The 24835-nt window shown below is 50.8% G+C and carries 22 protein-coding genes and 1 pseudogene; 10 read left to right on the top strand and 13 right to left on the bottom strand.

Features of this window, described 5'->3' with window-relative positions; genetic code table 11:
* Window positions 1-131: 131 nt before the first annotated feature.
* Window positions 132-1064, bottom strand: coding sequence for a D-alanyl-D-alanine endopeptidase (pbpG, locus tag AACU94_RS05680; protein WP_130207042.1), 933 nt, complete (start codon window positions 1062-1064; stop codon window positions 132-134).
* A 173-nt stretch (window positions 1065-1237) separates the two neighbouring features.
* The gene (locus AACU94_RS05675) at window positions 1238-1825 is read right to left on the bottom strand and encodes a Yip1 family protein (protein WP_001295454.1); all 588 of its coding nucleotides are present in this window, start codon (window positions 1823-1825) and stop codon (window positions 1238-1240) included.
* 168 nt (window positions 1826-1993) lie between these two features.
* Here AACU94_RS05675 and AACU94_RS05670 point away from each other — a divergent pair, with 168 nt between their 5' ends.
* Window positions 1994-2572: a DedA family protein gene (locus AACU94_RS05670; protein WP_135489083.1), complete on the top strand. Its 579-nt coding sequence runs from the start codon at window positions 1994-1996 to the stop codon at window positions 2570-2572.
* A 147-nt stretch (window positions 2573-2719) separates the two neighbouring features.
* Here AACU94_RS05670 and AACU94_RS05665 read toward each other — a convergent pair whose 3' ends face one another.
* Window positions 2720-3481, bottom strand: coding sequence for an SDR family oxidoreductase (locus AACU94_RS05665; RefSeq protein ID WP_135489082.1), 762 nt, complete (start codon window positions 3479-3481; stop codon window positions 2720-2722).
* A 52-nt stretch (window positions 3482-3533) separates the two neighbouring features.
* Window positions 3534-4970: a multidrug resistance outer membrane protein MdtQ gene (gene mdtQ, locus AACU94_RS05660; RefSeq protein ID WP_135489081.1), complete on the bottom strand. Its 1437-nt coding sequence runs from the start codon at window positions 4968-4970 to the stop codon at window positions 3534-3536.
* A gap of 159 nt (window positions 4971-5129) precedes the next feature.
* On the opposite strand from mdtQ, the gene yohP reads away from it, so the two are divergent.
* Window positions 5130-5276 carry a small membrane protein YohP gene (yohP, locus tag AACU94_RS05655; RefSeq protein ID WP_205712852.1) on the top strand — a complete coding sequence of 49 codons (147 nt, stop codon included), beginning with the start codon at window positions 5130-5132 and terminating at the stop codon, window positions 5274-5276.
* A 386-nt stretch (window positions 5277-5662) separates the two neighbouring features.
* Here the strand turns inward: yohP and dusC are convergent, their stop codons facing one another.
* Window positions 5663-6613, bottom strand: a complete 951-nt coding sequence (dusC, locus tag AACU94_RS05650; RefSeq protein ID WP_130257525.1) for a tRNA dihydrouridine(16) synthase DusC — start codon at window positions 6611-6613, stop codon at window positions 5663-5665.
* Between the two features lie 272 nt (window positions 6614-6885).
* On the opposite strand from dusC, the gene AACU94_RS05645 reads away from it, so the two are divergent.
* The 7 genes and pseudogenes from AACU94_RS05645 (at window position 6886) to preA (ending at window position 12796) form a co-directional block, all read left to right on the top strand.
* Window positions 6886-7284 (top strand): CidA/LrgA family protein, encoded by a 399-nt coding sequence (locus tag AACU94_RS05645; protein ID WP_001295452.1) that lies wholly within the window; start codon window positions 6886-6888, stop codon window positions 7282-7284.
* A pseudogene (locus AACU94_RS05640) lies at window positions 7281-7975 on the top strand (CidB/LrgB family autolysis modulator). The gene AACU94_RS05645 and the pseudogene AACU94_RS05640 overlap by 4 nt, the downstream one beginning before the upstream one ends.
* Before the next feature lie 129 nt (window positions 7976-8104).
* Window positions 8105-8989 carry a cytidine deaminase gene (cdd, locus tag AACU94_RS05635; RefSeq protein WP_130257524.1) on the top strand — a complete coding sequence of 295 codons (885 nt, stop codon included), beginning with the start codon at window positions 8105-8107 and terminating at the stop codon, window positions 8987-8989.
* A 184-nt stretch (window positions 8990-9173) separates the two neighbouring features.
* Window positions 9174-9893: an outer membrane permeability protein SanA gene (sanA, locus tag AACU94_RS05630; RefSeq protein ID WP_130207054.1), complete on the top strand. Its 720-nt coding sequence runs from the start codon at window positions 9174-9176 to the stop codon at window positions 9891-9893.
* Window positions 9894-9895: 2 nt separating this feature from the next.
* Window positions 9896-10135 carry a DUF2542 family protein gene (locus tag AACU94_RS05625; protein WP_130207056.1) on the top strand — a complete coding sequence of 80 codons (240 nt, stop codon included), beginning with the start codon at window positions 9896-9898 and terminating at the stop codon, window positions 10133-10135.
* A gap of 193 nt (window positions 10136-10328) precedes the next feature.
* Window positions 10329-11567 carry an NAD-dependent dihydropyrimidine dehydrogenase subunit PreT gene (preT, locus tag AACU94_RS05620; RefSeq protein WP_135489080.1) on the top strand — a complete coding sequence of 413 codons (1239 nt, stop codon included), beginning with the start codon at window positions 10329-10331 and terminating at the stop codon, window positions 11565-11567.
* Window positions 11561-12796: an NAD-dependent dihydropyrimidine dehydrogenase subunit PreA gene (preA, locus tag AACU94_RS05615; protein ID WP_135489079.1), complete on the top strand. Its 1236-nt coding sequence runs from the start codon at window positions 11561-11563 to the stop codon at window positions 12794-12796. The genes preT and preA overlap by 7 nt, the downstream gene beginning before the upstream one ends.
* 151 nt (window positions 12797-12947) lie before the next feature.
* On the opposite strand, the gene mglC is transcribed toward preA, so the two are convergent.
* The 6 genes from mglC to folE form a co-directional block, all read right to left on the bottom strand.
* Window positions 12948-13958: a galactose/methyl galactoside ABC transporter permease MglC gene (gene mglC, locus AACU94_RS05610; RefSeq protein WP_001275110.1), complete on the bottom strand. Its 1011-nt coding sequence runs from the start codon at window positions 13956-13958 to the stop codon at window positions 12948-12950.
* A 15-nt stretch (window positions 13959-13973) separates the two neighbouring features.
* The gene (gene mglA / locus AACU94_RS05605) at window positions 13974-15494 is read right to left on the bottom strand and encodes a galactose/methyl galactoside ABC transporter ATP-binding protein MglA (RefSeq protein ID WP_130221873.1); all 1521 of its coding nucleotides are present in this window, start codon (window positions 15492-15494) and stop codon (window positions 13974-13976) included.
* A 60-nt stretch (window positions 15495-15554) separates the two neighbouring features.
* On the bottom strand, window positions 15555-16553 hold the full coding sequence (mglB, locus tag AACU94_RS05600) for a galactose/glucose ABC transporter substrate-binding protein MglB (RefSeq protein ID WP_001036964.1): 999 nt from the start codon (window positions 16551-16553) through the stop codon (window positions 15555-15557).
* Between the two features lie 297 nt (window positions 16554-16850).
* Window positions 16851-17873, bottom strand: a complete 1023-nt coding sequence (gene galS / locus AACU94_RS05595; protein WP_135489078.1) for an HTH-type transcriptional regulator GalS — start codon at window positions 17871-17873, stop codon at window positions 16851-16853.
* Window positions 17874-18014: 141 nt separating this feature from the next.
* Window positions 18015-19172 (bottom strand): DUF418 domain-containing protein YeiB, encoded by a 1158-nt coding sequence (yeiB, locus tag AACU94_RS05590; protein ID WP_135489077.1) that lies wholly within the window; start codon window positions 19170-19172, stop codon window positions 18015-18017.
* Between the two features lie 16 nt (window positions 19173-19188).
* Complete coding sequence (gene folE, locus AACU94_RS05585; RefSeq protein WP_001139613.1) at window positions 19189-19857, bottom strand: GTP cyclohydrolase I FolE; 669 nt, start codon at window positions 19855-19857, stop codon at window positions 19189-19191.
* A 257-nt stretch (window positions 19858-20114) separates the two neighbouring features.
* Here folE and yeiG point away from each other — a divergent pair, with 257 nt between their 5' ends.
* Window positions 20115-20951, top strand: coding sequence for an S-formylglutathione hydrolase (yeiG, locus tag AACU94_RS05580; protein WP_135489076.1), 837 nt, complete (start codon window positions 20115-20117; stop codon window positions 20949-20951).
* 31 nt (window positions 20952-20982) lie between these two features.
* Here yeiG and cirA read toward each other — a convergent pair whose 3' ends face one another.
* Both cirA and lysP read right to left on the bottom strand, forming a co-directional pair.
* Window positions 20983-22974: a catecholate siderophore receptor CirA gene (gene cirA / locus AACU94_RS05575; protein WP_135489075.1), complete on the bottom strand. Its 1992-nt coding sequence runs from the start codon at window positions 22972-22974 to the stop codon at window positions 20983-20985.
* A 285-nt stretch (window positions 22975-23259) separates the two neighbouring features.
* Entirely contained in the window at window positions 23260-24729 is a 1470-nt protein-coding gene (gene lysP / locus AACU94_RS05570) for a lysine-specific permease (protein WP_130207072.1), read from the bottom strand.
* Window positions 24730-24835: the final 106 nt, after the last annotated feature.

Raw genomic sequence — 24835 nt, 5'->3', positions numbered from 1 at the left:
TCAACGCCTTATCCAGCCTACGGGCGCGTCACATTTGTAGGCCTGATAAGATGCGCAAGCATCGCATCAGGCACGGGCAACGAATGCCGGATGCGGCGTAAACGCCTTATCCGGCCTACGGGCAAGCAAACTTAATCGTTTTGTGCCGTCTGCCCTGCCGCCGCCATCTGGGCGGCTTTTTGTTTTTTATAACTCAACGCCGCTGCCGGAACGGGCATCACTTTGCCGGTTTCAATCCATGTACGCAGGCGGCTGGCATCGGCAAAATGGGTATATTTGCCAAACGCATCCATCACCACCAGCGCCACCGGTTTATTATTGAAAACCGTGCGCATCACCAGGCAATGCCCTGCGGCATTGGTAAAGCCCGTTTTGGTTAGCTGGATATTCCAGTTATCGCGATACACCAGATGGTTAGTATTGCGGAATGGCAGCGTATACGACGGGTTAGAGAAGGTCGCCATATCTTCACGGGTGGTACTTAACTGACCGATCAACGGATATTGTTTGGTGGCAATCAACAATTTGGTCAGATCACGGGCAGTCGAAACGTTATGCACTGATAGCCCGGTCGGTTCAACGAAGCGCGTGTTATTCATCCCGAGAGCTTTTGCTTTCGCATTCATTGCTTTAATAAATGCGTTATAACCGCCAGGATAATGATGTGCCAGGCTCGCCGCCGCGCGGTTTTCCGAAGACATCAACGCCAGCAGCAGCATATCTTTACGGCTGATTTCGCTGTTCAGTCGTACGCGCGAATAGACCCCTTTCATCTCCGGCGTCTGGCTGATGTCTACTTTTAGTTTCTCATCCAGCGGCAGTCGTGCATCCAGCACAACCATCGCAGTCATTAATTTGGTGATTGAGGCAATCGGACGCACCAGATCCGGGTGGTTCGAATAGATCACTTTGTTGGTATTAAGATCAACAATCATCGCACTACCGGAAGCAATTTCCGGCTGCGAAGCGGTGGTAGCGGCTGCCGTTTTCGCAGCGGCCTGCGGTGCAAAAGGCACAGCCAGCATCAGGGCCAGGCTAAATAAAGAAACTCGAAATTTCGGCATGATGAGCATTCAAATAGTGGTTCACGCGCACGGGTTGCGCACCGCCGGAGTAAGGATTTACTGAGGCTAGCGAAGCCATCATAACGAGCAAAAAGTGCGGTCGTCAAAGGAGAATCGTGAGGAAATGCTGCATTGCTGACATTTACGCCAGCAATGCAACGCAAAAGAACTTTCTAGAACAGACGATAACCGTACCCCCAAAGTATGACGGTAAGGGCGAGCAGGACTTCCAGTACCAGCACACCAATCGCCAGTGTCGAACTGGAAAAGCTAAGACCTTCCTCTTTGTTAATATTCAGGAAGCTTGGAATACCGAGATAAAGCAGATACCCCGTGTAAAACAGCGCCACCGTGCCGACCAGAGCACACAGCCAGACCAGCGGGTAAAGCGCTACCAGACCGCTTAGAAACAGCGGCGTCGCGACGTATCCCGCGAAAACCATACAGTGCGCAAGCGACGGGCGCTGTGGGTAATTGCGCGCCATCCACCAGATGACCCGCCCCATCACCGCGACCCCAGCCAGCATCACGCCATAAAATAAGACAGCCAACGCCAGTCCGGTAAACCAGGATAACTTCAGGATAGTGCCATCGCCAAAATTCCAGCCGATTTGCGTGGTGCCAATGAAGGCGCAAATCACCGGAATCGCCGCCATCAGCAAAACGTGGTGGGTGTAGTGATGAGAAATCGTTTCGTTTTCACGATTAATCACCTGCATTTCACGATCGGGATGGGAAAACAGTCCCCAGACATGGCTCATACCGCCCCCTTGTTGTGAGTTCATGAACCTGACAGTTCAAGTATAAGTCAGCTTGTGATTATTTTTTATTCAACCACAAAATTAGTGCACTACCCTGAGGGGCTTTTTCTGCGTGAATAATTTACTGGGTGTATGCTTACAGGTAACCAAAGGGAGACAGACTGGCCTATGGATATTAATACACTTATTTCACAATATGGTTATGCCGCGCTGGTACTTGGCAGTCTGGCTGAAGGTGAAACCGTCACCTTGCTCGGTGGTGTTGCCGCGCATCAGGGGCTGCTGAAATTCCCGCTAGTGGTACTTTCCGTAGCACTTGGCGGCATGATTGGCGACCAGGCGCTTTATCTGTGCGGGCGGCGGTTTGGCGGCAAGCTGTTACGCCGTTTCTCAAAACATCAGGATAAAATTGAACGGGCGCAGAAGCTGATCCAACGTCATCCGTATCTGTTTGTTATTGGTACACGTTTTATGTATGGCTTTCGGGTGATTGGTCCGACGCTGATTGGCGCTAGTCAGCTACCGCCGAAAATATTTCTACCGCTGAATATTCTCGGCGCATTTGCCTGGGCGCTGATTTTTACCACCATTGGCTACGCAGGTGGCCAGGTGATTTCGCCGTGGTTGCACGAACTTGACCAACATTTGAAGCACTGGGTTTGGTTGATTCTGGTTGTGGCTCTGGTGGTTGGTGTTCGCTGGTGGCTGAAACGGCGCGGGAAGAAAAAGCCGGATAATCAGGCGTAAAGCAGTTATCTCATGATGCGGCCTGTAGGTCGGATAAGGCGTTCGCGCCGCATCCGACATCCGGTGCACCATGCCTGATGCGACGCTTGCGCGTCTTATCAGGCCTACAAAATATTACCTATTGAAATAGCCACTCACCTCATTGCACTACTCCGGCTTAAACTGCGGATTTGCCAGCATAAAACCGCCATCGACAATCAGCGACTGCCCGGTGGTGTAATTGGCGCCTTCGGAACATAGCCAGGCCACCAGGCTGGCAATCTCTTGCGTTGCGCCGAAACGTCGCAGGGGGATCGAAGGCTCTGCATCAGGCTTCACATCGCCGTCATCCATTCCGTTCATCGGCGTGGCAATCGCGCCAGGCGCGACCGCATTCACCAGAATCTTGTGCCGCACTAACTCCAGCGCCATTGCTTTAGTTAACCCGCCGAGCGCATGTTTAGCGGCTGTGTAGGCGCAGGCATCCGGCAGCGGCGTATGTTCATGTACCGACGTAATGTTGATGATGCGACCGCCCTGCCCTTGTTTCACCATCTGGCGGGCCGCAATTTGCGAGCATAAAAATGCACCATCGACATCAACGGTAAAAATCTTTCGCCACTCATCAAAAGCCATATCAAGAAACGGCGCTTTGGCTATCGTGCCCGCATTATTCACCAGCACATCAATGCGCCCCAGCCGTTGAATAAGTTTCTCCAGCGCCAGTGCTCCTTCTGGCAGTTTACCGAGATCCAGCTGCACGATCTCCGCACGTACACCGTGGCTAACCACCTCACGGGCGGTATCTTTTGCCCCTGCTTCATCAGAGTGCCAGGTAATGCCAATATCAAACCCCTGCTGCGCCAGTGATAACGCGCACTCTTTACCTATCCCTGAATCGGAAGCGGTAATAATCGCGACCTGCGCCATTGAGTTCTCCACCTAACGCTGACTAAACGTTAAGTATAGAAGGCGCATATCCTCAGCGTTTGTAGCCCCCGCCCAGCGCACTGGTGAGTTGAATGGAGGCATCCAGCCATTGCCCTTGCAAAAGCAGGCCGTTGGCTCGTTCGCGAAGCGCCGGAATTCTGGCTTCACTGACGCGGGAACCCGCGATGATGCCCGCGTTAAATCGCGCCTGTGCCAGCCCCACCACACGTATGGCATCGCGCTCAATTTGCGCCTGATGCTGGTTTTTCTCTGCCAGTGTCTGCACCTGACTCGCCGCCCGCGCCACATCATTCACCGCCTCGACCACTGCTTTGTTGTAGTTGGCAATCGACAAGTTGCTTTCGGCTTTCGCAATATCAAGATTGGCATTAAGTCTGCCGCTGTCGAATATCGGCAATGTCAGCCCCGCCGTGACGCCCATCTGTTGGGCGGAGCTACGAAAAAGATCGCTTAAATGCAAAGCATCCTGTTGCAGGAAGGCCATCAGATTGATGTCGGGATAAAATGCCGCTTTTGCTGCGTCGATGGTACTTAACGACGACTCGACATACCAATGCGCCGCCTGCAAATCTGCCCGCCGGGCCAGCAAGGAATATCCCAGTTCATCAGGAAGCTGGCTTGCCACTTTCGGCAACGTGACCGGATGCAGCTTCAATGCGCTTTTCTGATGGTTGGTGAGCGCACTTAATCGCGCCTCGATAATTTTCATTTTACCCGCGACATCGTTGAGCTGTTGCTGGGTTTTACTGGCATTAATATCGGTTTCCACACCTTCAACCGAAGAGGTCATTCCACGCTGATAGAGCTGGCGATCGGTCGCAATAATGGTGTTCTGCTCTTTTTCGATTTGCAGCAATACAGTGTTCAAAGCTGCCTGGGTTTGCCACTCCCAGTACAGGCGTGCCACGCTGCCAGCCAGCAATTGTCGGGTCTGCTCACGTTCAGCTGCCCGAGCTTTTACTGAACCGAGTCGAGCAGTGACTTCCGCCCGATTCTTTCCCCAAATATCAAGATGCCAGCCCGCCGTTAAACCAAAAGTACCGTTGGTATACCACGGCCCCGTGGTACCGGCAGCAGGATCGTTCAGGGCAAACGGCCCCATTAACCCTTCAGCCGACATTTTTTGCCGTTGCATATCCGCAGAAAAATCTACCTGCGGGCCATCCTGGGTCGCTACTGCTTTCGCCTGCGCTTCAGCCAGTTGAATGCGCTGTTCAGCCACCTGCATATCCGGCGCGTTCTGTATTGCATTATTAATTAAGGAAGTGAGTTGATTATCGTGGTATTCCAGCCACCACTGGCTGTCTGGCCAACCGTTTTTCAATGCCGCAGGTAACGCCGTGTCCACTTGCGTGGCAGGCGTTTGCAGGCTTAACGCCTGGCGAGTTTCGTGCACAGGCGCACATCCAGCCAACAAAATTAAAAGCGGAAAACAGACGCTTGCTGCATTAAATGAATCACGATTCATGGGGAATAATCAGGTAAGAAACGGTGCGCGGAGATTACCGTGTGTGGCGATATATTTTTTAGTTTCGCGTGGCAATACATCAGCGGAAATAAAACGACATATCCAGAAAAATATACAGTAAGTGAATGATATCCTCTGATTTATCTTAATTGCTTATGAATGACGGCAAAGAGTTTCATTTTTTCCTATACTTATTCAGCATTCACAAATAAAGGAACGCCAATGAAAATTATACTCTGGGCAGTATTGATTATTTTCCTGATTGGGCTACTGGTGGTGACTGGCGTATTTAAGATGATATTTTAAAAATCAGATATGGCATATAAGTTGTCAGGCTACTAATTAGATGTTTTGTGTACTTGATTTGCAAACAGCTCCGGTGTTGGTGGCGTCAAAATCGCTGAAGCGTTCCCCGAAGGCCGGGGCAGCCCACATGGATGTGGGCTGAGGGCGCGTCTTACAAGGACGTTACCTCGCGCCCGACCCGGTAGCCGAAGGGGATAAGCTGAAGGTACCGCGCAGCGGCGATTTTGTTCGCCAGAGCCCGGGGGTGCAGGGGAGGAGGCGATTGTCCTCCCCCTGCGCGCTCCTTGCGCCAGTAGCAATATGTGGCTTAGCTCATGAAAGGAGCGCAACAAGATGATGAAGCTGAATAAGCGATTCATTGTCCCTGATAAGCTGCGATTCCACTATTATCGCAGCTTATCGATATCAATTGCCTGAATAGCCCTTGCAATATCAGGGGAATTATTCAACACCCGCACATGCTGAAATAATTCCGTTGCTTCATCATATTCTTTACGTAAATAACTCAACCACTGCTTAATCCGCGCGACGTGATATAACCCGGTATCTCCCTGTTTCTCCAGACGGGTATACTTTTGCAGCAATGCAACGACCTCCGGCCACGGCATTCGCGGTTCGTTATATTTCACCACCCGACTCAGGTTGGGAATATTGAGCGCCCCGCGCCCAATCATCACCGCGTCGCAGCCGCTGATAGCCATGCATTGTTGCGCACTCTGCCAGTCCCAGATTTCACCATTGGCAATCACCGGAATATTCAGCCGCTGGCGAATCTCGCCAATCGCCCGCCAGTCGATATGCTCCGCGCGGTACCCCTGCTCTTTTGTCCGCCCATGCACCACCAGCTCCGTAGCGCCAGCCTGTTGAACAGCATCGGCAATTTCAAATTTTTTCTCGCCACTGTCCCAGCCCAAACGCACTTTCACGCTGACGGGCAAATGCGCCGGTACGGCTTCGCGCATCGCTTTCGCTCCCTGGTAGATGAGTTCGGGATCTTTCAGTAACGTTGCCCCACCGCCGCTGCCGTTAACCGTTTTCGACGGGCAGCCGCAGTTAAGATCCACGCCCCAGGAACCTAATTCCACCGCACGGGCGGCGTTCTCTGCCAGCCATTGCGGAAACTGCCCCAGCAACTGTACGCGCACCAGCGTACCTGAAGGAGTACGGCTGGCGTTTTGTAGCTCAGGACAAATGCGATGAAAAACTTTTACCGGCAGCAGTTGATCCACCACGCGAACAAACTCAGTGATGCACAGATCGTAGTCGTTAACTTCGGTCAGCAATTCGCGCACCAGAGAGTCAAGTACCCCCTCCATTGGCGCCAGTAACACACGCATATCATCACCCGCAAAAAAATGAAGCGCTATGTTAGCGCCTCCGGTCAGCAGATTAAAGGTCTGCCGAGAGGGATTGCGGCAAAGCTGCAATCCCTCTCTATGCTTGATCTATGGCAAACACACTTTCTGTTGCGAAAAAGCAGATTTGCCTGAGTTCGCTGCTCACATCGTCATACCCAGGCGCGAAAAATAGCGATGAATTCTTAATGTGATCTGTAGCACATTTTATGAATTAATTGTATGATGAATACATCTCATCTGGGGTGTTGATTATGAGTAAGACACTGAACATTATCTGGCAATATTTACGCGCTTTCGTCCTGATTTATGCCTGCCTGTATGCAGGCATTTTCATTGCATCCCTGCTACCGGTAACCATTCCGGGCAGCATTATCGGGATGCTGATCCTGTTTGTCCTGCTGGCCTTGCAAATTCTTCCGGCGAAGTGGGTCAATCCGGGGTGTTACGTTTTAATTCGCTATATGGCGCTATTGTTTGTGCCGATTGGCGTAGGCGTAATGCAATATTTTGATTTACTACGTGCGCAATTTGGCCCGGTAGTGGTTTCCTGTGCAGTCAGTACGCTGGTGGTTTTTCTGGTGGTGAGCTGGAGTTCTCAACTGGTGCACGGTGAACGTAAAGTCGTAGGTCAGAAAGGATCAGAAGAATGATGGCAAATATCTGGTGGTCATTACCGCTGACGTTGATTGTCTTTTTTGCCGCCCGCAAGCTGGCGGCGCGGTATAAGTTTCCCTTGCTTAACCCGTTGCTGGTGGCAATGGTGGTGATCATTCCTTTTTTAATGCTGACCGGCATCTCTTACGACAGCTACTTTAAAGGTAGCGAAGTGCTAAACGATCTGCTGCAACCGGCGGTCGTCGCACTGGCCTATCCTTTATATGAACAGTTGCATCAAATCCGCGCCCGCTGGAAATCAATCATCACCATCTGTTTTATCGGCAGCGTGGTAGCGATGGTGACAGGGACTTGCGTGGCATTGTTGATGGGGGCTTCACCGGAAATTGCTGCGTCAATATTACCGAAATCAGTCACCACGCCAATTGCGATGGCTGTCGGCGGCAGTATTGGCGGTATTCCGGCAATCAGTGCAGTTTGTGTCATTTTCGTCGGGATCCTCGGCGCGGTCTTTGGTCATACGTTACTTAATGCGATGCGTATTCGTACCAAGCGGCGCGCGGTCTGGCGATGGGGACGGCTTCCCACGCCCTCGGTACGGCGCGCTGTGCTGAGCTGGATTATCAGGAAGGCGCATTTAGTTCGCTGGCGCTGGTGTTATGCGGGATTATAACTTCGCTGATCGCGCCGTTCCTTTTCCCAATTATTCTGGCAGTAATGGGCTAAAATTTGCGATGCGTCGCGCATTTTTGATGTACGTTTCACGCGTTGCATAATTAATGAGATTCAGATCACATATAAAGCCATAGCAGGTTCGTAAACTGTTATCCCATTACATGATTATGAGGCAACGCCATGCATCCACGTTTTCAAACTGCTTTTGCCCACCTTGCGGATAACTTGCAATCTGCGCTGGAACCTATTCTGGCAGACAAGTACTTCCCCGCTTTGTTGACCGAGGAGCAAGTCTCTTCGCTTAAGAGCGCAACCGGGCTGGACGAAGACGCGCTGGCTTTCGCACTGCTACCGCTGGCTGCGGCCTGTGCGCGTACGCCATTGTCGAATTTTAACGTTGGCGCTATTGCACGCGGCGTGAGTGGTACATGGTATTTCGGTGCCAATATGGAATTTATTGGTGCAACAATGCAGCAAACTGTTCATGCCGAACAAAGTGCTATCAGCCACGCCTGGTTAAGCGGTGAGAAAGCTCTCGCGGCCATCACCGTTAACTACACGCCTTGTGGTCACTGCCGTCAGTTTATGAATGAACTGAACAGCGGTCTGGATCTGCGTATTCATCTGCCGGGTCGCGAGGCGCACGCACTGCGTGACTATCTGCCGGATGCCTTTGGACCAAAAGATCTGGAGATAAAAACGCTGCTGATGGACGAGCAGGATCACGGCTTTGCGTTAACTGGTGATGCGCTTTCTCAGGCGGCGATTGCCGCGGCAAACCGTTCGCACATGCCTTACAGTAAGTCACCAAGCGGTGTAGCGCTGGAATGCAAAGACGGTCGTATTTTCAGCGGCAGCTACGCTGAAAACGCCGCATTCAACCCGACTCTGCCGCCATTGCAGGGTGCGTTAATTCTGTTGAATCTCAAGGGTTATGATTACCCGGATATCCAGCGCGCGGTTCTGGCAGAAAAAGCCGATGCGCCGTTGATTCAGTGGGATGCAACCTCCGCAACGCTGAAAGCTCTCGGCTGTCACAGTATCGACCGCGTTCTTCTCGCTTAAGCCTGGTGCCGGATGCGGCGGGAACGCCTTGTCCGGCCTACAGTCTGGCACGCTGATAAGCGTTGCATCAGGCTTGCCAGCGCTCTCCTGATGTCGAAAATCCCGGCAAACAGTTTACCGTTTCTTGCGCAAAAGCAGCGGGTAAAGTAGCCTGATAAAAATTTCCCGAGATCGAGTCTTCTGCATGTTAAAGCGTCTGTTCTACAGCCTGTTAGTCATGATCGGCTTGCTGCTGTTGACTGTGCTCGGCCTCGATCGCTGGATGAGTTGGAAAACCGCGCCTTATATCTACGACGAGTTGCAGGATCTCCCCTACCGTCAGGTCGGCGTGGTGCTTGGCACAGCAAAGTATTATCGCACCGGAGTCATTAATCAGTATTACCGCTACCGTATTCAGGGGGCGATTAATGCCTATAACAGCGGTAAAGTGAACTATCTATTACTTAGCGGCGATAACGCGTTGCAAAGTTATAACGAGCCGATGACCATGCGCAAAGATTTAATAGCCGCTGGCGTCGACCCCTCTGATATTGTTCTCGATTACGCGGGCTTCCGAACACTGGATTCCATCGTACGCACGCGCAAAGTGTTCGATACTAACGATTTCATTATTATCACCCAGCGTTTTCACTGTGAGCGGGCATTATTTATCGCTTTACATATGGGTATTCAGGCCCAGTGTTATGCCGTACCATCGCCAAAAGATATGTGGTCTGTCCGTATTCGCGAATTTGCCGCCCGTTTCGGCGCGCTGGCTGACCTTTATATTTTTAAACGTGAGCCGCGTTTTTTAGGTCCATTGGTCCCTATTCCGGCAATGCATCAAGTGCCGGAAGATGCGCAGGGCTATCCCGCCGTCACGCCCGAGCAGTTACTTGAATTACAAAAGAAACAAGGAAAGTAGTTATGGATGTACAGCAGTTTTTTGTCGTTGCCGTTTTTTTCCTAATCCCTGTATTTTGTTTTCGCGAAGCGTGGAAAGGCTGGCGTGCTGGCGCGATTGATAAACGGGTTAAAAATTCGCCGGAACCGGTGTATGTCTGGCGAGAAAAAAATCCGGGGCTCTTCTTTGCTTATATGGTGGCGTATTGTGGTTTCGGAATTTTATCTATTGGCATGATTATTTATCTTATTTTCTATCGTTAATATTCCTCTCTCCAGTTAATTATTGAGAATAATTATTACTTCACCTGATAAGCTGCGGATATCACATTCTTAACCGCAGCTATTTGTGAATCCTTTCACAGTTTAAATTTCCCCGCACGCTTAGCCTTAATATCAGTACATTATTATTGACTAAACGCTCGCCTTAATTACCTATAGCATTAAGGAAGATCACATGCCGCAACAAAATTATCTGGATGAACTCACTCCGGCTTTTACGCCTTTACTGGCGATTAAAGAAGCCTCTCGCTGTTTATTATGTCACGACGCGCCCTGTAGTCAGGCTTGCCCGGCGCAAACCGATCCGGGAAAATTTATTCGCTCAATTTATTTTCGTAATTTTAAAGGTGCTGCCGAGACAATTCGCGAAAATAACGCGCTCGGTGCCGTTTGCGCCAGAGTATGCCCTACGGAAAAATTATGCCAGCGAGGTTGTACACGTGCCGGTGTCGACGACCCGATTGATATTGGCCGCTTACAGCGTTTTGTTACTGATTTCGAACAGCAAACCGGAATGGAGATTTATCAGCCCGGCAGTAAAACGCTCGGCAAAGTGGCGATTATTGGTGCAGGCCCTGCCGGGCTACAAGCGAGTGTGACACTGACCAACCGGGGATACGACGTCACGATTTATGAAAAAGAAGCACAGCCAGGTGGTTGGCTGCGTAATGGCATTCCGCAATTTCGTTTGCCGCAATCAGTGCTGGATGCAGAAATCACCCGTATCGAAAAAATGGGGGTGACCATAAAGTGCAATTGCGAGATTGGTAAAACACTCACGCTGGAACAATTGAAAGCGGAAAACCGAGCGGTACTGGTCACCGTGGGGTTATCGAGCGGTTCTGGTCTGCCGCTGTTTGAACATAGCGACGTTGAGATTGCCGTCGACTTCTTGCAACGTGCACGACAGGCGCAGGGCAATATCAGCATCCCACAGAGCGCATTAATTATTGGCGGCGGCGATGTCGCGATGGACGTTGCCAGCACGCTGAAAGTTCTTGGTTGCCAGGCGGTGACCTGCGTTGCGCGTGAAGAGTTAGATGAGTTTCCGGCAAGCAAGAAAGAGTTCACCAGCGCTCAGAAATTGGGGGTATCGATTATCGATGGCTTTACGCCAGTGGCTGTAGACGGCAATAAAGTGACGTTTAAACATGTTCGTTTACTGGGCGAACTGACGATGGCGGCGGACAAAATTATTCTCGCTGTAGGCCAACATGCCGAACTTGCCACGTTTGCGGCGCTGGCTCCGCAGCGTAACACCATCGAAACGCAAAATTACCAGACCCGCGACCCGCAACTGTTTGCCGCTGGCGATATTGTTGAGGGTGACAAAACCGTGGTTTATGCAGTGAAAACCGGGAAAGAAGCCGCCGAGGCGATCCATCACTATTTAGAGGGAGCTTGCTCATGTTAACGAAAGATCTTTCTATTACCTTTTGCGGCGTGAAGTTTCCCAACCCGTTCTGCCTCTCTTCTTCACCGGTTGGCAATTGCTACGAGATGTGCGCCAAAGCCTACGACACCGGCTGGGGTGGCGTGGTGTTCAAAACGATCGGCTTTTTTATCGCTAATGAAGTCTCACCGCGTTTTGATCATCTGGTGAAAGAAGATACCGGTTTTATCGGCTTCAAAAATATGGAGCAGATTGCTGAACATCCCCTGGAGGAGAATCTGGCCGCCCTGCGTCGGCTGAAAGAAGATTACCCGGACAAAATATTGATCGCTTCGATTATGGGGGAAAATGAGCAGCAATGGGAAGATCTGGCGCGTCTGGTGCAAGAAGCTGGCGCCGATATGATCGAGTGTAACTTCTCCTGTCCGCAGATGACCTCCCATGCGATGGGTAGCGATGTCGGGCAAAGCCCGGAGCTGGTAGAAAAATATTGTCGGGCAGTGAAACGTGGTTCCACGCTGCCAATGCTGGCGAAGATGACGCCGAATATCGGTGATATGTGCGAAGTGGCGCTGGCGGCGAAGCACGGCGGCGCAGATGGCATTGCAGCGATTAACACCGTCAAATCCATCACCAATATCGATCTTAATCAGAAAATTGGTATGCCGATCGTCAACGGTAAATCGAGTATTTCCGGTTATTCCGGTAAAGCGGTGAAACCGATCGCCCTGCGCTTTATTCAGCAAATGCGCACGCATCCAGAGCTGCGCGATTTCCCGATCAGCGGTATCGGCGGTATTGAAACCTGGGAAGATGCGGCGGAGTTTTTATTGCTCGGCGCGGCAACCTTGCAGGTGACCACCGGCATTATGCAGTACGGATATCGGATAGTGGAAGATATGGCGAGCGGGTTGTCGCATTACCTTGCCGATCAGGGATTTGATTCGTTGCAGAAGATGGTAGGTCTGGCGAATCATAATATTGTTCCGGCAGAAGATTTAGACCGCAGCTATATCGTCTATCCCCGTATCAATCTTGATAAATGTGTTGGCTGTGGGCGCTGTTACATTTCCTGTTACGACGGCGGTCATCAGGCGATGGAATGGAACGAGAAAACGCGCACGCCGCATTGTAATACCGAAAAATGCGTTGGTTGTTTGCTTTGCGGTCATGTTTGCCCGGTGGGTTGTATCGATCTCGGGGAAGTGAAGTTTAAGAAGGGAGAGAAAGAACACCCGGTAACGTTGTAAAACCAGCATTTCATCCGGCATTTGGCTCCTGTCGCCGGATACGGCGTGAACGCCTTATCCGGCCTACAAAACCATATAAATCAGTATGTTGTGCTCATTGTAGGCCGGATAAAACGCGCCAGCGTTGCATCCGGCAATACCCACAATCACATCACTTCTTACGTGCGTATTTCAGTGAATCCAGCGCCACGGCGAAGATAATAATCGCCCCTTTGATGATGTACTGCCAGTACGGGTTTACGCCGATGTACGTCAGGCCATAGTTGATGACCGTAAAGATAATTACCCCGGTCACCACGCCAATCACCGTCCCCACACCGCCGCTGAACGATACGCCGCCCACCACGCACGCCGCGATAGCATCCAGCTCATACATGAAGCCGAGGTTGTTGGTGGCAGAGCCGATACGTCCGGCTTCTAACATCCCGCCGAAGGCATAGAACACGCCAGACAACGCGTAGATCATCAGCAGGTTCAGGCCGACGTTGACACCAGAAACTTTCGCCGCTTCCGGGTTACCGCCAATGGCAAAAATGTTCTTACCAAAACGGGTTTTGTTCCACAGCACCCAGACGAATGCCACCGCAATCAGGGCGTAGAAGGTGATGTAAGAGAGACGGAAACTCCCCAGCGCAATAAATCCCTGGGCAAAAGTGGAGAAACCACTGTCAAAACCAGAAATAGGCGACGCTCCAACAAAGTCGTAATAGAGCGAGTTAATGCCATAAACGATGATCATCGTGCCGAGAGTGGTTATGAATGGCGTTACGTTGAGATAGGCGATAATCAGCCCGTTGATCAAACCGATCACCGCACCAATGGCACAGACAATCAGAATAACCAGCGCAATCGGCATCGTCGCCATTTCCGGAAACACTTTGTTAGCGTTATCCATCGACTGCAATAACGTCGCTGCTACCACTGCCGCCAGCCCTACCTGACGACCAGCAGAAAGGTCAGTCCCCTGGGTGACAATTAACCCTGCCACGCCGAGCGCGATAATAATACGCACCGATGACTGGGTGAGAATATTACTTAAGTTCAACAGACTTAAAAATGTTGGGTCCTGGAAAATAATAATGGCCAGCAAAACTAAAAGAACGACGTAAATACCGCCCTCTTTCAGGTAAGTAAGAAAACTTTTCTTATTTAACGCACTCATGGGAAGCCCCTAATCTTAAAGGTGCAAAGACGCAAGACGCAGAATTTCGTTTTGCGTTGTTGTTTTTGTATCGACAATTCCGGAAACGAGGCCATTGCTCATAACCAGAATACGGTCTGTTATCCCTAACAACTCTGGCATTTCAGATGAGATAATAATAATCCCCTTGCCTTTCTTCGCCAGTTCGGCAATTAACTGATAAATTTCAAACTTCGCTCCAACATCAATACCGCGCGTCGGTTCGTCGAGCATTAATATTTCTGGTTGCGTTAGCAGCCAGCGACCAATAATCACCTTTTGCTGATTACCACCTGAGAGCGAACCAATTTGCGTCCGATGCCCTGGCGTTTTTACCCGCATCGAATCAATCACCCACTGGGTATCGCTTTTCATCCGCGAGTTATCCAACAAGCCAACTTTATTTTTGTAGTTGCGAATATTGGAAATTAATGAGTTAAAGCCAATATCCAGATAGGCATAAATTCCCGTTGAACGGCGTTCTTCAGTTACCAACGCGAATCCGTGGTTTATGGCTTCGTTGGCATTATGGTTATTGATCTTTTTGCCGTGCAACGTAATGGTGCCTGCAGATTTCTCGCGAATGCCAAATAACGTCTCAACAATATCGGTACGTTTCGCCCCCACCAGCCCGGCAATACCGAGGATCTCCCCTTTATGCAGGTCAAACGACACATCGCGAATCGATGGCTGGCGTAGTGACGTCAGGTTACGCACTTCGAGGATCACTTCGCCCGGCTTGTTTTCTTTATCCGGGAAACGCTGGTTAAGAGAACGACCAACCATCATGGCGATGATCTTGTCCATCGTCAGCCCTTCCAGCGGTTCGGTAGCGATCCACTGACCGTCGCGCAATACGGTGACTTCATCACATAACTGGAAAATCTCTTCCATTTTATGCGAGATATAGACAATACCGCAGCCGCGTTCTTTTAATTTACGAATAATAGTAAACAGATGATTGACCTCTTTTTCGGTTAACGAAGAAGTCGGTTCATCCATAATCACAATTTTCGCGTTATAGGAAAACGCTTTAGCAATTTCGATCATCTGCATTTGCGAAACAGATAATGTACCGACGCGCGCACGCGGATCGATATCAATATCCAGTTCATCAAAAATCGCTTTAGTTTCACGGTACATTTTGTCCTGATCAACAAACATGCCTTTGGTGGGATATCGCCCCAGCCACATGTTGTCCATCACCGAACGTTGTAATACCAGGTTTAACTCCTGGTGTACCATCGAAATACCATTTTCCAGTGCTTCTTTGGCAGAATGAAAATCGATCTCTTTACCCTGGAATAAAATGGTGCCGGAATCTTTTTGATAAATACCAAACAGGCATTTTAATAATGTTGATTTTCCCGCACCGTTTTCCCCCATTAACGCATGGATAGAGTGTGGTCGGACTTTTAAATTAACGTTATCAAGTGCCTTAACACCAGGAAAAGACTTGTTGATACCGCTCATTTCCAACAAGTATTCACCTGATGACGGAGTCGTTGAGCTGACCATATAATTTTACCTTGTTGGTCATACAATAAGGGCGCAATAAACTATTGCGCCCGTTCAGTCTTATTTCTTGCTGAATTCAGCCAGGTTATCTTTGTCTACGCCAACATAAGGTACGCGAACCACTTTGTTGTCGATTTTCCAGTTGGTGCCGTCAGCGGCGCCCTTGCCATCGGCCAGGTTTTTCGCCAGATCAAAAGTCGCTTTCGCCTGGTTGTTGGCATCATTCAGTACGGTACCCGCCAGCGCACCGGATTTCACCAGCGCCAGAGCTTCTGGCAGCGCATCGACGCCAAACACCGGAATGCTGGACTTGTTGTGTGCTTTCAGCGCTTCAACCGCACCCATTGCCATCGCATCGTTGTTAGCAATAACCACTTCGATTTTGTTGGCGTTCGGGCCAGACAGCCAGGCGTCCATCTTATCTTTCGCCTGAGCAGTGTCCCACATAGCGGTATCTAACTGTAACTGTTCAGTTTTGATGCCTTTATCGTTCAGCTCTTTAATCACGTAAGTGGTGCGTGCTTCTGCATCCGGATGGCCCGGCTCGCCTTTCAGCAGTACGAACTGAATCTGACCGTCTTTGTTCAGATCCCACCCCTGATTCGCCGCCCAGTGTTTAGCAATCAGATCGCCCTGGATAATGCCGGACTCTTTGGAGTCAGTACCAACGTAGTAGGCTTTGTCGTAGCTATCCAGTGCCTTACGGGAAGGTTCTTTGTTGAAGAAAACCACCGGCACGTTTTGCCCGCGCGCTTTCTCAATCACCGTACCCGCAGCTGCCGGGTCAACCAGGTTGATTGCCAGCGCCTTCACCCCTTTCGCCAACAGCACGTCAATCTGATCGTTCTGCTTGGACTGGTCATTCTGTGAATCATTCATCAGCAACTGGACGTCTGGTGCTGCTTTCGCATCCTGTTCGATAGCCTTACGCACAACAGACATAAAATTATCGTCATATTTATAAATCGTCACACCAATACGGGTATCAGCAGCGTGTGCAGCGGCGCCGAATAACATGCTGGCCATCACAGCAGACAGGGTTAACACCTTCTTATTCATGGTATCTCCGGTTTTTCTTATGCAGGGTAGTGCTTGAGATAAATGCTCGGCGGGCCAGTATGGTTAATGAAGTGTTACTGAACGCCGAAGCTCATTTTTAAAAATCCGTTCGTCCATGCCCGGTAACGCTCCATAAAACGGCTCTAATTGTTGTTATGACGCCATAACCTCGATAAAAGCGATTATTCGCTGTTACATACAAGTTACAACGTTAAAACGGTGCAATCATAGCTACCACATTGTTAACATACTGTGAAATCACTCACAAATTGAAAGCGGTTACATCCCCTGATTTGCTCAGTTAGTGATCGCCGCCGCATTCTGGCGTATTGCGACAGAATGGCGGCGCACTAACGTCGGCATAAAACAGTGGCTGGCACGCGGATCAATGTTGCCTGCTGCCCCCTGCAAGGCCAGTTCCGTGGCTAATTTTGCCATCGAAGCAATGGGGTAACGCACAGTCGTTAATTGCGGGTCGGTGTAACGAGCAATGGGGATATCATCGAAACCAATGATTGAGAGATGTAACGGAATCGCAATGCCATTATCTTTTAATGCCGTCAGAGCGCCTGCGGCCATATTGTCGTTATAGGCAAATACAGCCGTAAGTTGTAGATTGCGCCCGAGTAGTTCAACCATCGCCGCCTCGCCGCCTGGCATATCTGGCGTACCCGTGCCAATCCAGCTTTCCGGCGGAACAATATCCTGCTCTTTCAGCGCGCTTATCCAGCCCGCTTTACGCATTGCGTCATCTTCAATGCTGTGGCTGGAAGAGAGATAGCCGATACGTTGATGACCGTTATTCAACAACATGCGCGTCGCCATTCTGGCACCGCTGATATTATCCAGACAAACACAGCGATGGGCATAGCCTGGCACAACCCGATTGATGAGCACCATGCCGGGAATGTTGTCCATAAATTGCGCCAGCTCGTCGTCACTTAACGCCTTTGAATGAACAATCAACGCGTTACAACGCTGGCGAATTAACACCTCAATGGCGTGACGCTCTTTTTCCGCTTCATGATAGCTATTGCCAATCAACACATATTTCTGATGTTGCTGGGCAACGAGATCGACGGCTTTAACCAATGCGCCGAAAAATGCATCTGAAACATCCATGACCACCACACCGATGGTATCGCTCATCTGAGTTGCCAGCGCCTGTGCATTGGCATTTGGCCGATAATCCAACTCACTCACCGCTTTCATAACTGCTTCACGCGTGTCGGCACTTACCAGCGTGCTGTTATTGAGCACCCGGGAAACCGTTGCCACAGAGACGCCAGCCTGACGCGCTACATCACGAATGGTGATCATATTCACTACCTGTTATGAGAATGCAGTAGGTTACTGCTTGCTGGCGGCTATTTTGTCAGCACTGAATACAGGACTTCGTGAATCGAGTCACAGCAATGGAAACGGTTACAGCCGTTTTGTTAATGAATGTGATCCAGATCGTTATCTGGATGTTTTAGATAATGCAGGTCCGGCAGCGCGCAAGGTTAACTGACGCCAGAGCCATTCCACCGGCCCCTGACGGAAGTAACGCAGCCAGATAACAGAGAAAAGCAGGTTCGCCAGCCATACCGGAACGACAAACGCCAGCAACTCCAGGCGGTCAAACTGCATAAACAAACCGAGGTGGTAAAACAGCGTGGTACAAATCAGCGTTTGCAGTAGATAATTGGTTAGCGCCATCCGTCCGACGCAGGCGATTGCCAGCACCAGCCTGAAGCGGCTTAATTGCGGCCAAAAGCCATAAAACAGCGACGCATAGCCAATTGCCTGAAACGGCGCGCTAAGTTCACGCGGCATTTGAAGTAAGAAGGCACACCAGCGATACGCCCAGTCCAGCCGCCATTGCAGTGCGATAGCAGGAAGGTTAATCAGCACACCAATTGCCACCAGCACAAAACCGGTACGACGATAGTGACGTAAGCTGAACCGCCCTTTCAGCCAGCCGCTACGCATCAGCGCAGCGCCAATTAACATCATCCCTGCCAGTTGCCAGCCATACTGCGCGCCCAGTGCCAGTAAACTGTTGCCTACGCCATCGGCACGGTTACTGATCGCTTCAACGCCACCATGAAGTTTCCAGTATTTTTCATACAAAATGGCCGATGCATCTGGCGTCCAGGCGCGGCTGGTCTGGCTGTCAGAAATCAACCCCAGCAACAGCAAAACGCCAATCCCCACCAGATACAGCATCACGCCAGTATTAAATAAACTTTTTACCGATGGCGCATCACGCACCAGTCGCCAACTGATTAAGCCCACCAATCCGTAAGCCAGCAGGATATCGCCGTCCCAGAACAATAAACCGTGAATAAAGCCCAGCAAGACTAACAGTGTTAACCGCGACTGGATCCAGCGTCTGCCGCGCGGCAGCAACATTTGCAGGCCCGCGCCAAACAACAGCGCAAAAAGCGTGAGGAATTTCACCTGGCCGATGAGATCGAGAAATGCCCAGGTCCATGCATCCTGCGGCGTAATAGCGCCGTACCAGGCGGGATTGAGATAAGCCGCCTTTGGTAGCCCAAAGGCGCTGATGTTTAATAGCAGGATCCCCAGAATGGCGACGCCGCGAACAAAATCGAGCGTGACGTTGCGCTCCATGGTTCCTGCCTTTTAATCAGTTGTGATGACGCACAGCGCGCAGAAACTCGTGCCGCGTATTCTGACTGGATTTGAACAAACCACCGAGGGAGGTCGTTGTCGTGGCGCTGGTTGCATCGCGGATGCCACGCGCTTTCACGCAGTAATGCACCGCGTCGATGGAGACAGCCACGTTATTGGTCCCCAGCAGCGTTTGCAGCGCAATGAGGATTTGCTGAGTCAGACGTTCCTGCACCTGCGGGCGCTGGGCAAAGAACTGCACGATGCGGTTAATTTTCGACAGGCCGATCACCGAATCTTTCGGGATATAGGCTACCGTCGCTTTGCCATCGATAGTGACAAAATGGTGCTCGCAGGTGCTGGTCAGGGTGATATCACGCACGGTGACCATTTCATCGACCTTCATTTTGTTTTCAATGAGGGTGATTTTCGGGAAATTGGCGTAATCCAGACCGGAGAAAATTTCATCGACATACATTTTAGCGATGCGATGCGGCGTTTCCATCAAACTGTCATCAGCGAGGTCGAGATTCAATAGCTGCATGATTTCAGTCATATGACCGGCGATAAGGCTTTTGCGCGTTTCGTTATCCATTTCATGCACGGGCGGGCGCAGCGGTGTTTCCAGTCCTCGCGCAACTAACGCTTCATGAACCAGGGCCGCTTCTTTACTGAGTGATGGCATTTATGTTTTCTCCTGCAGGTGTGACGCCTCCGCCCTGCGTGGGGGCAAAGTTATTAAGCTGATTAGCAGCCCGATTATTGTGCGTGAGGTGGCGCACATAATCCAGTATTCACAGCGATAATTATTGTAATTGCCGCTGCCTTTCAGCGTTAGATGTTAAAACATCGTTATGCATATGCGGAAGTGAAAGTTACTCACAGCGCATTGAATAAACGGTATGATGACTAAAATGCAAACAACACAACAAGGAGCCACGCATGGAAATGCTCGAAGAGCACCGCTGTTTTGAAGGCTGGCAGCAACGCTGGCGGCACGACTCCAGTACCTTAAATTGCCCGATGACGTTCAGCATCTTTCTCCCACCGCCCCGCGACAACGCCCCTCCGCCGGTGCTGTACTGGCTTTCAGGTTTAACCTGCAATGACGAGAACTTCACCACCAAAGCAGGCGCTCAGCGCGTAGCGGCAGAACTAGGGATTGTACTGGTGATGCCAGACACCAGCCCGCGCGGCGAACAGATTGCTAACGATGATGGCTACGATTTAGGCCAGGGTGCGGGGTTTTATCTCAACGCCACGCAACCGCCGTGGGCGACGCATTACCGGATGTATGATTATCTGCGCGATGAATTACCGACGCTGATTCAATCGCAATTTAACGTCAGCGATCGCTGTGCTATTAGTGGTCATTCGATGGGGGGTCATGGCGCATTGATTATGGCGCTGAAAAATCCGGGCAAATACACCAGCGTTTCCGCCTTTGCGCCGATTGTGAATCCGTGCTGCGTCCCGTGGGGAATCAAAGCGTTTAGCACCTATTTAGGTGAGGACAAAAATGCATGGCTGGAATGGGACAGTTGCGCGCTGATGTATGCCAGTCATGCGCAAGATGCGATCCCGACGCTTATTGATCAGGGTGATAATGATCAGTTTCTTGCTGACCAACTGCAACCTGCAGTACTGGCAGAAGCCGCGCGCCAGAAAGCGTGGCCGATGACGCTACGTATTCAACCTGGTTATGATCACAGTTACTACTTCATTGCTTCTTTTATAGAGGATCATCTGCGCTTCCATGCGCAGTATCTACTGAAGTGAAAGTTCGCCCGGTTCGCCGGGCATCTCCTCATCAGAAGCGATAATCCACAGCCATAAAGTAACGACGTCCGTCTTCGTTATAGCTGTAGTCGTCACGACTGAGATCCTTGTCGCCAAGGTTCAGCACGCCTGCGCGCAGTTTGACGTCTTTAGTCACCTGCCAGGCCGCGCCGGTATTCCAGATGGTATAACCGCCCGGTGTTTTAGCCGTGGCGCTGTCGGCTCGTTTCTGCCCGGTATAGTGACCAGAAACATAGAATGACCAGTCTTCCAGCGCCAGCGGTTTCCAGTCCAGCGTACCGTTAGCGGTATGGAACGGCAGATCGGAAAGTGGTTTGTTTTCACCGTTGCTGACATCGCGTCCATCGTTGTAGGTGTAGTTGAGTGACAGCTTCCATTCATCGTTGAACGGAATTTTCAGTTCGGTTTCCACGCCCTGGATACGTGCTTTATTGACGTTGTAGTAACTGAACACCGGTATACGTCGACCGTTTGCCCCCGTTTCAAAACCAACAAAGTTTTGGTAACCCGGCGCAGCATTGACGTCAGATGTACGGCTGATGCTAATACGATCTTTCACATCATTGCGAAAGACGGTCACACTGGATTCAACGCCTTCCAACCAACCTTCTTCGCCCATGTAGTAAAGCCCCAGCTCCCAACTTTCGCTGGTTTCTGGTTTCAGGTCCGGGCTACCAATAATCTTGCATGCGCCACGGCAGGAATTGCTCGTCCAGTCGGGGCTAAGTTGTAATAACGAAGGCGCTTTAAAAGCCGTCGCCCAGCCCCCTTTCACCGTTACGGTGTCGGTGGCGTTATAGACCAGATAGGCACGCGGACTCCAGTGTTCGCCGTAGGTTTCGTGATCGTCCATACGCACGCCGGTCGTCAGCGCCAGCGGCTCGAAGATCCGCCATTCATCTTCCACAAACAGCGCGTACTGACTGGCGGACGTTTTAGTGCTGGTGCCACCGGTCAGGTTCACCGCATCGCTAAGTTTGTCGTGGCGCCATTCACCACCCACCGTGACAAACTGATTGATAGCCGTCAGCGGCAGCGTGTATTTACCATCGACCGTGTTACTTTCGGAAGTAATCGGGCTACTGTTGCCTGGGTTTTTGTTCTCGACTTTCTCACCATAATATTTCAGTTCGCTGGTGCCGTAATCCCAGCGCCCATTATGGCTTACGGAGTAGTTCTGGCGTTCGAGGCGGTTTTTGTCCAGCGAGTCAGAATCGCGATCCTGGCGGTCAAAACCGTAACCAGCGGTAAAATCGTGATTTTGATTCGGCGTCCAGGCAAATTCGACATTGCCGTCGCGACTGGAGAATCCTTCAATACGCGGCGTTTCTCCCGTGTCGGTAGTAGAGGAACTCTGCGGGTCATCCTTTTCACGTTTTGCCAGGCTACCGTAAGCTTTCATTCCCAGCACGCCGTCAATCAGCGGTCCACTCGTGAAGAACTGGCCGTTGTAGGTGTCACCGCGATCGCGATGTTCCTGAATGGTGATATCTACCGTTACAGTGCCTGACCATTTCTGGCCGATTTTTTTGGTGATGATGTTCACCACGCCGCCGAGCGCATCGGAACCATACAGTGAAGACATCGGGCCACGGACCACTTCAATACGTTCGATGGAATCGACAGGGATCCAGTTCAGGTCAAAGTCATTATGGCGGAAGACGGCATTGCGCGAGTTAACACGTTTACCATCGACAAGAATCAGGGTGTAGCTGCTATCCAGACCACGAATACTGACGCCCTTACGGTTGTCCCCTTCGTTAGTCAGTTGTACGCCCGGCACTTCTTTGAGGACATCCTTCAAATTTTGCACTGGTTTACGTTGCAAATCTTGCTGGGTAATGACACTGATACTGGCGGGCGCATCTTTGAGGTTTTGTTCAACGGAAGATGCCGTGACTACCATCGTTTCGCCATCATCATCAACCGCTAACACAGGCCATGCACATGAAACTGCAGACAAACACAGCCCGACCCGTACGAAAGGGTTCAACCTAAACATTCCATATCTCCATGAGGTAACTACGAAAATAAAATGGGTTATCGCTCACATCTTCTTCATGTCCCCTTGCGTACGGCAGCATCGCGGTAGACTTTTTTGTATGCAGGTGATCATCCCAAAAGCCTGAACAGCCTCTGATTTGTCAGCCTTTTTTGATTTCGGCGTAACGATAATGCAAACGATAACAATTATCAATCCAAATGTTAAATTTTATATCCGTATGAATACTAAGGAAAAGAAAAAGCCCTCTCGGTTGAGAGGGCTTTATTAAGGAAGGGGTAAAACTTATTTCTTATCGTTCTGCGGGAACTTCATTTCGCTGTAGCGTACGAAGTGGGTTCCTTTAATCAACTTATAGCCAAACCAGATCATAAGGAACAGCGGGATGCCAATATAGGTTGCCGCTACGCCACCCCAGTCGATAGTGTCTTTCAGGAACGCTTCGTAGTTCTGGCCCAGAGTGATAATCAGGCACAGCACAAAAGCGAAGATCGGTCCCAGCGGGAAGAAGCCTGAACGGTACGGCAGATCGTTAATATCATGCCCCTGCAGCACATAACCGCGACGGAAACGATAATGGCTGATCGCAATTCCCAGCCAGGCGATAAAGCCTGTCATACCGGAGGTGTTCAGCAGCCACAGGTATACCGTCTGGTTACCAAACATGGAGGTCAGGAAGCACAGACCCGCAATTACCGTGGTCGCATACAGCGCGTTACGCGGTACGCCACCACGCGACAATTTAGCGAAAATGCGCGGCGCTTTACCGTCACACGCCAGGGTGTACAGCATACGAGTAGACGCATACATACCGGAGTTACCCGCTGACAGCACCGCCGTCAGAATAACCGCGTTCATCACCGCCGCCGCAGAGAGCAGACCCGCATGCTGGAACACCAGGGTGAACGGGCTGACGCTGATGTCTTTAACATCGTTACGCAGCAGGCTCGGATCGGTGTATGGAATGATCAGGCTGATGATCAGGATTGCGAACACATAGAACAGCAGGATTCGCCAGAACACCTGACGTACCGCGCGTGGAATGTTTTTCGCCGGTTCTTCGGACTCGCCTGCAGCAATACCGATCAGCTCGGTTCCCTGGAAAGAGAAGCCGACAATCATTGCCACACCGATCATCGCCGCAAAACCACCAGCAAATGGTGCTTCGCCAATCGTCCAGTTGCTCCAGCCCGCAGGCTGTGCGCCTTTGAAGATGCCGATAATCATCATCACGCCGACGATGATAAAGACAATGACCGTAGTGACTTTGATCAGTGAGAACCAGTATTCCGCCTCGCCAAAGCCACGAACTGAAATGTAGTTCAGGAGGAAGATAACGCCGAGGAACAGCGCACTCCAGATCCAACCCGGGGTGTCCGGGAACCACCAGCTCATGACCAACTGAGCGGCCACCAGGTCAACGGCGATAGTAACCGCCCAGTTGTACCAGTAGTTCCAGCCCAGCGCGAAGCCAAAGCCTTCTTCAACATAGTTCTGACCGTAAGTGGCAAAGGAACCAGAAACCGGCATATATGCCGCCAGTTCACCAAGACTGGTCATCAGGAAGTAAACCATCAGGCCGATCAGAATATACGAGAGCAGCGCCCCACCTGGACCTGCCTGAGAGATCGTTGCGCCAGAGGCAACAAAAAGACCCGTACCGATGGAACCGCCAATGGCAATCATCGTCAGGTGACGCGCCTTTAATTCACGGCGTAAGCCCGGCGCTTCTGTGGTTTTAGTTTCGGAAACCATACGAAAATGCTATCCATCTTAAAAATGAGGCGCGATTGTAGCAGACGATTTGCAATCCTTCCGGTAGAAATACGCTTTTATAAGACACCTTCATGATCGCCCAGGG

The organism is Escherichia sp. E4702, assembly GCF_963883545.1.
GTDB lineage: Bacteria > Pseudomonadota > Gammaproteobacteria > Enterobacterales > Enterobacteriaceae > Escherichia.
This window is presented reverse-complemented; position numbering and strand designations above follow the sequence as displayed.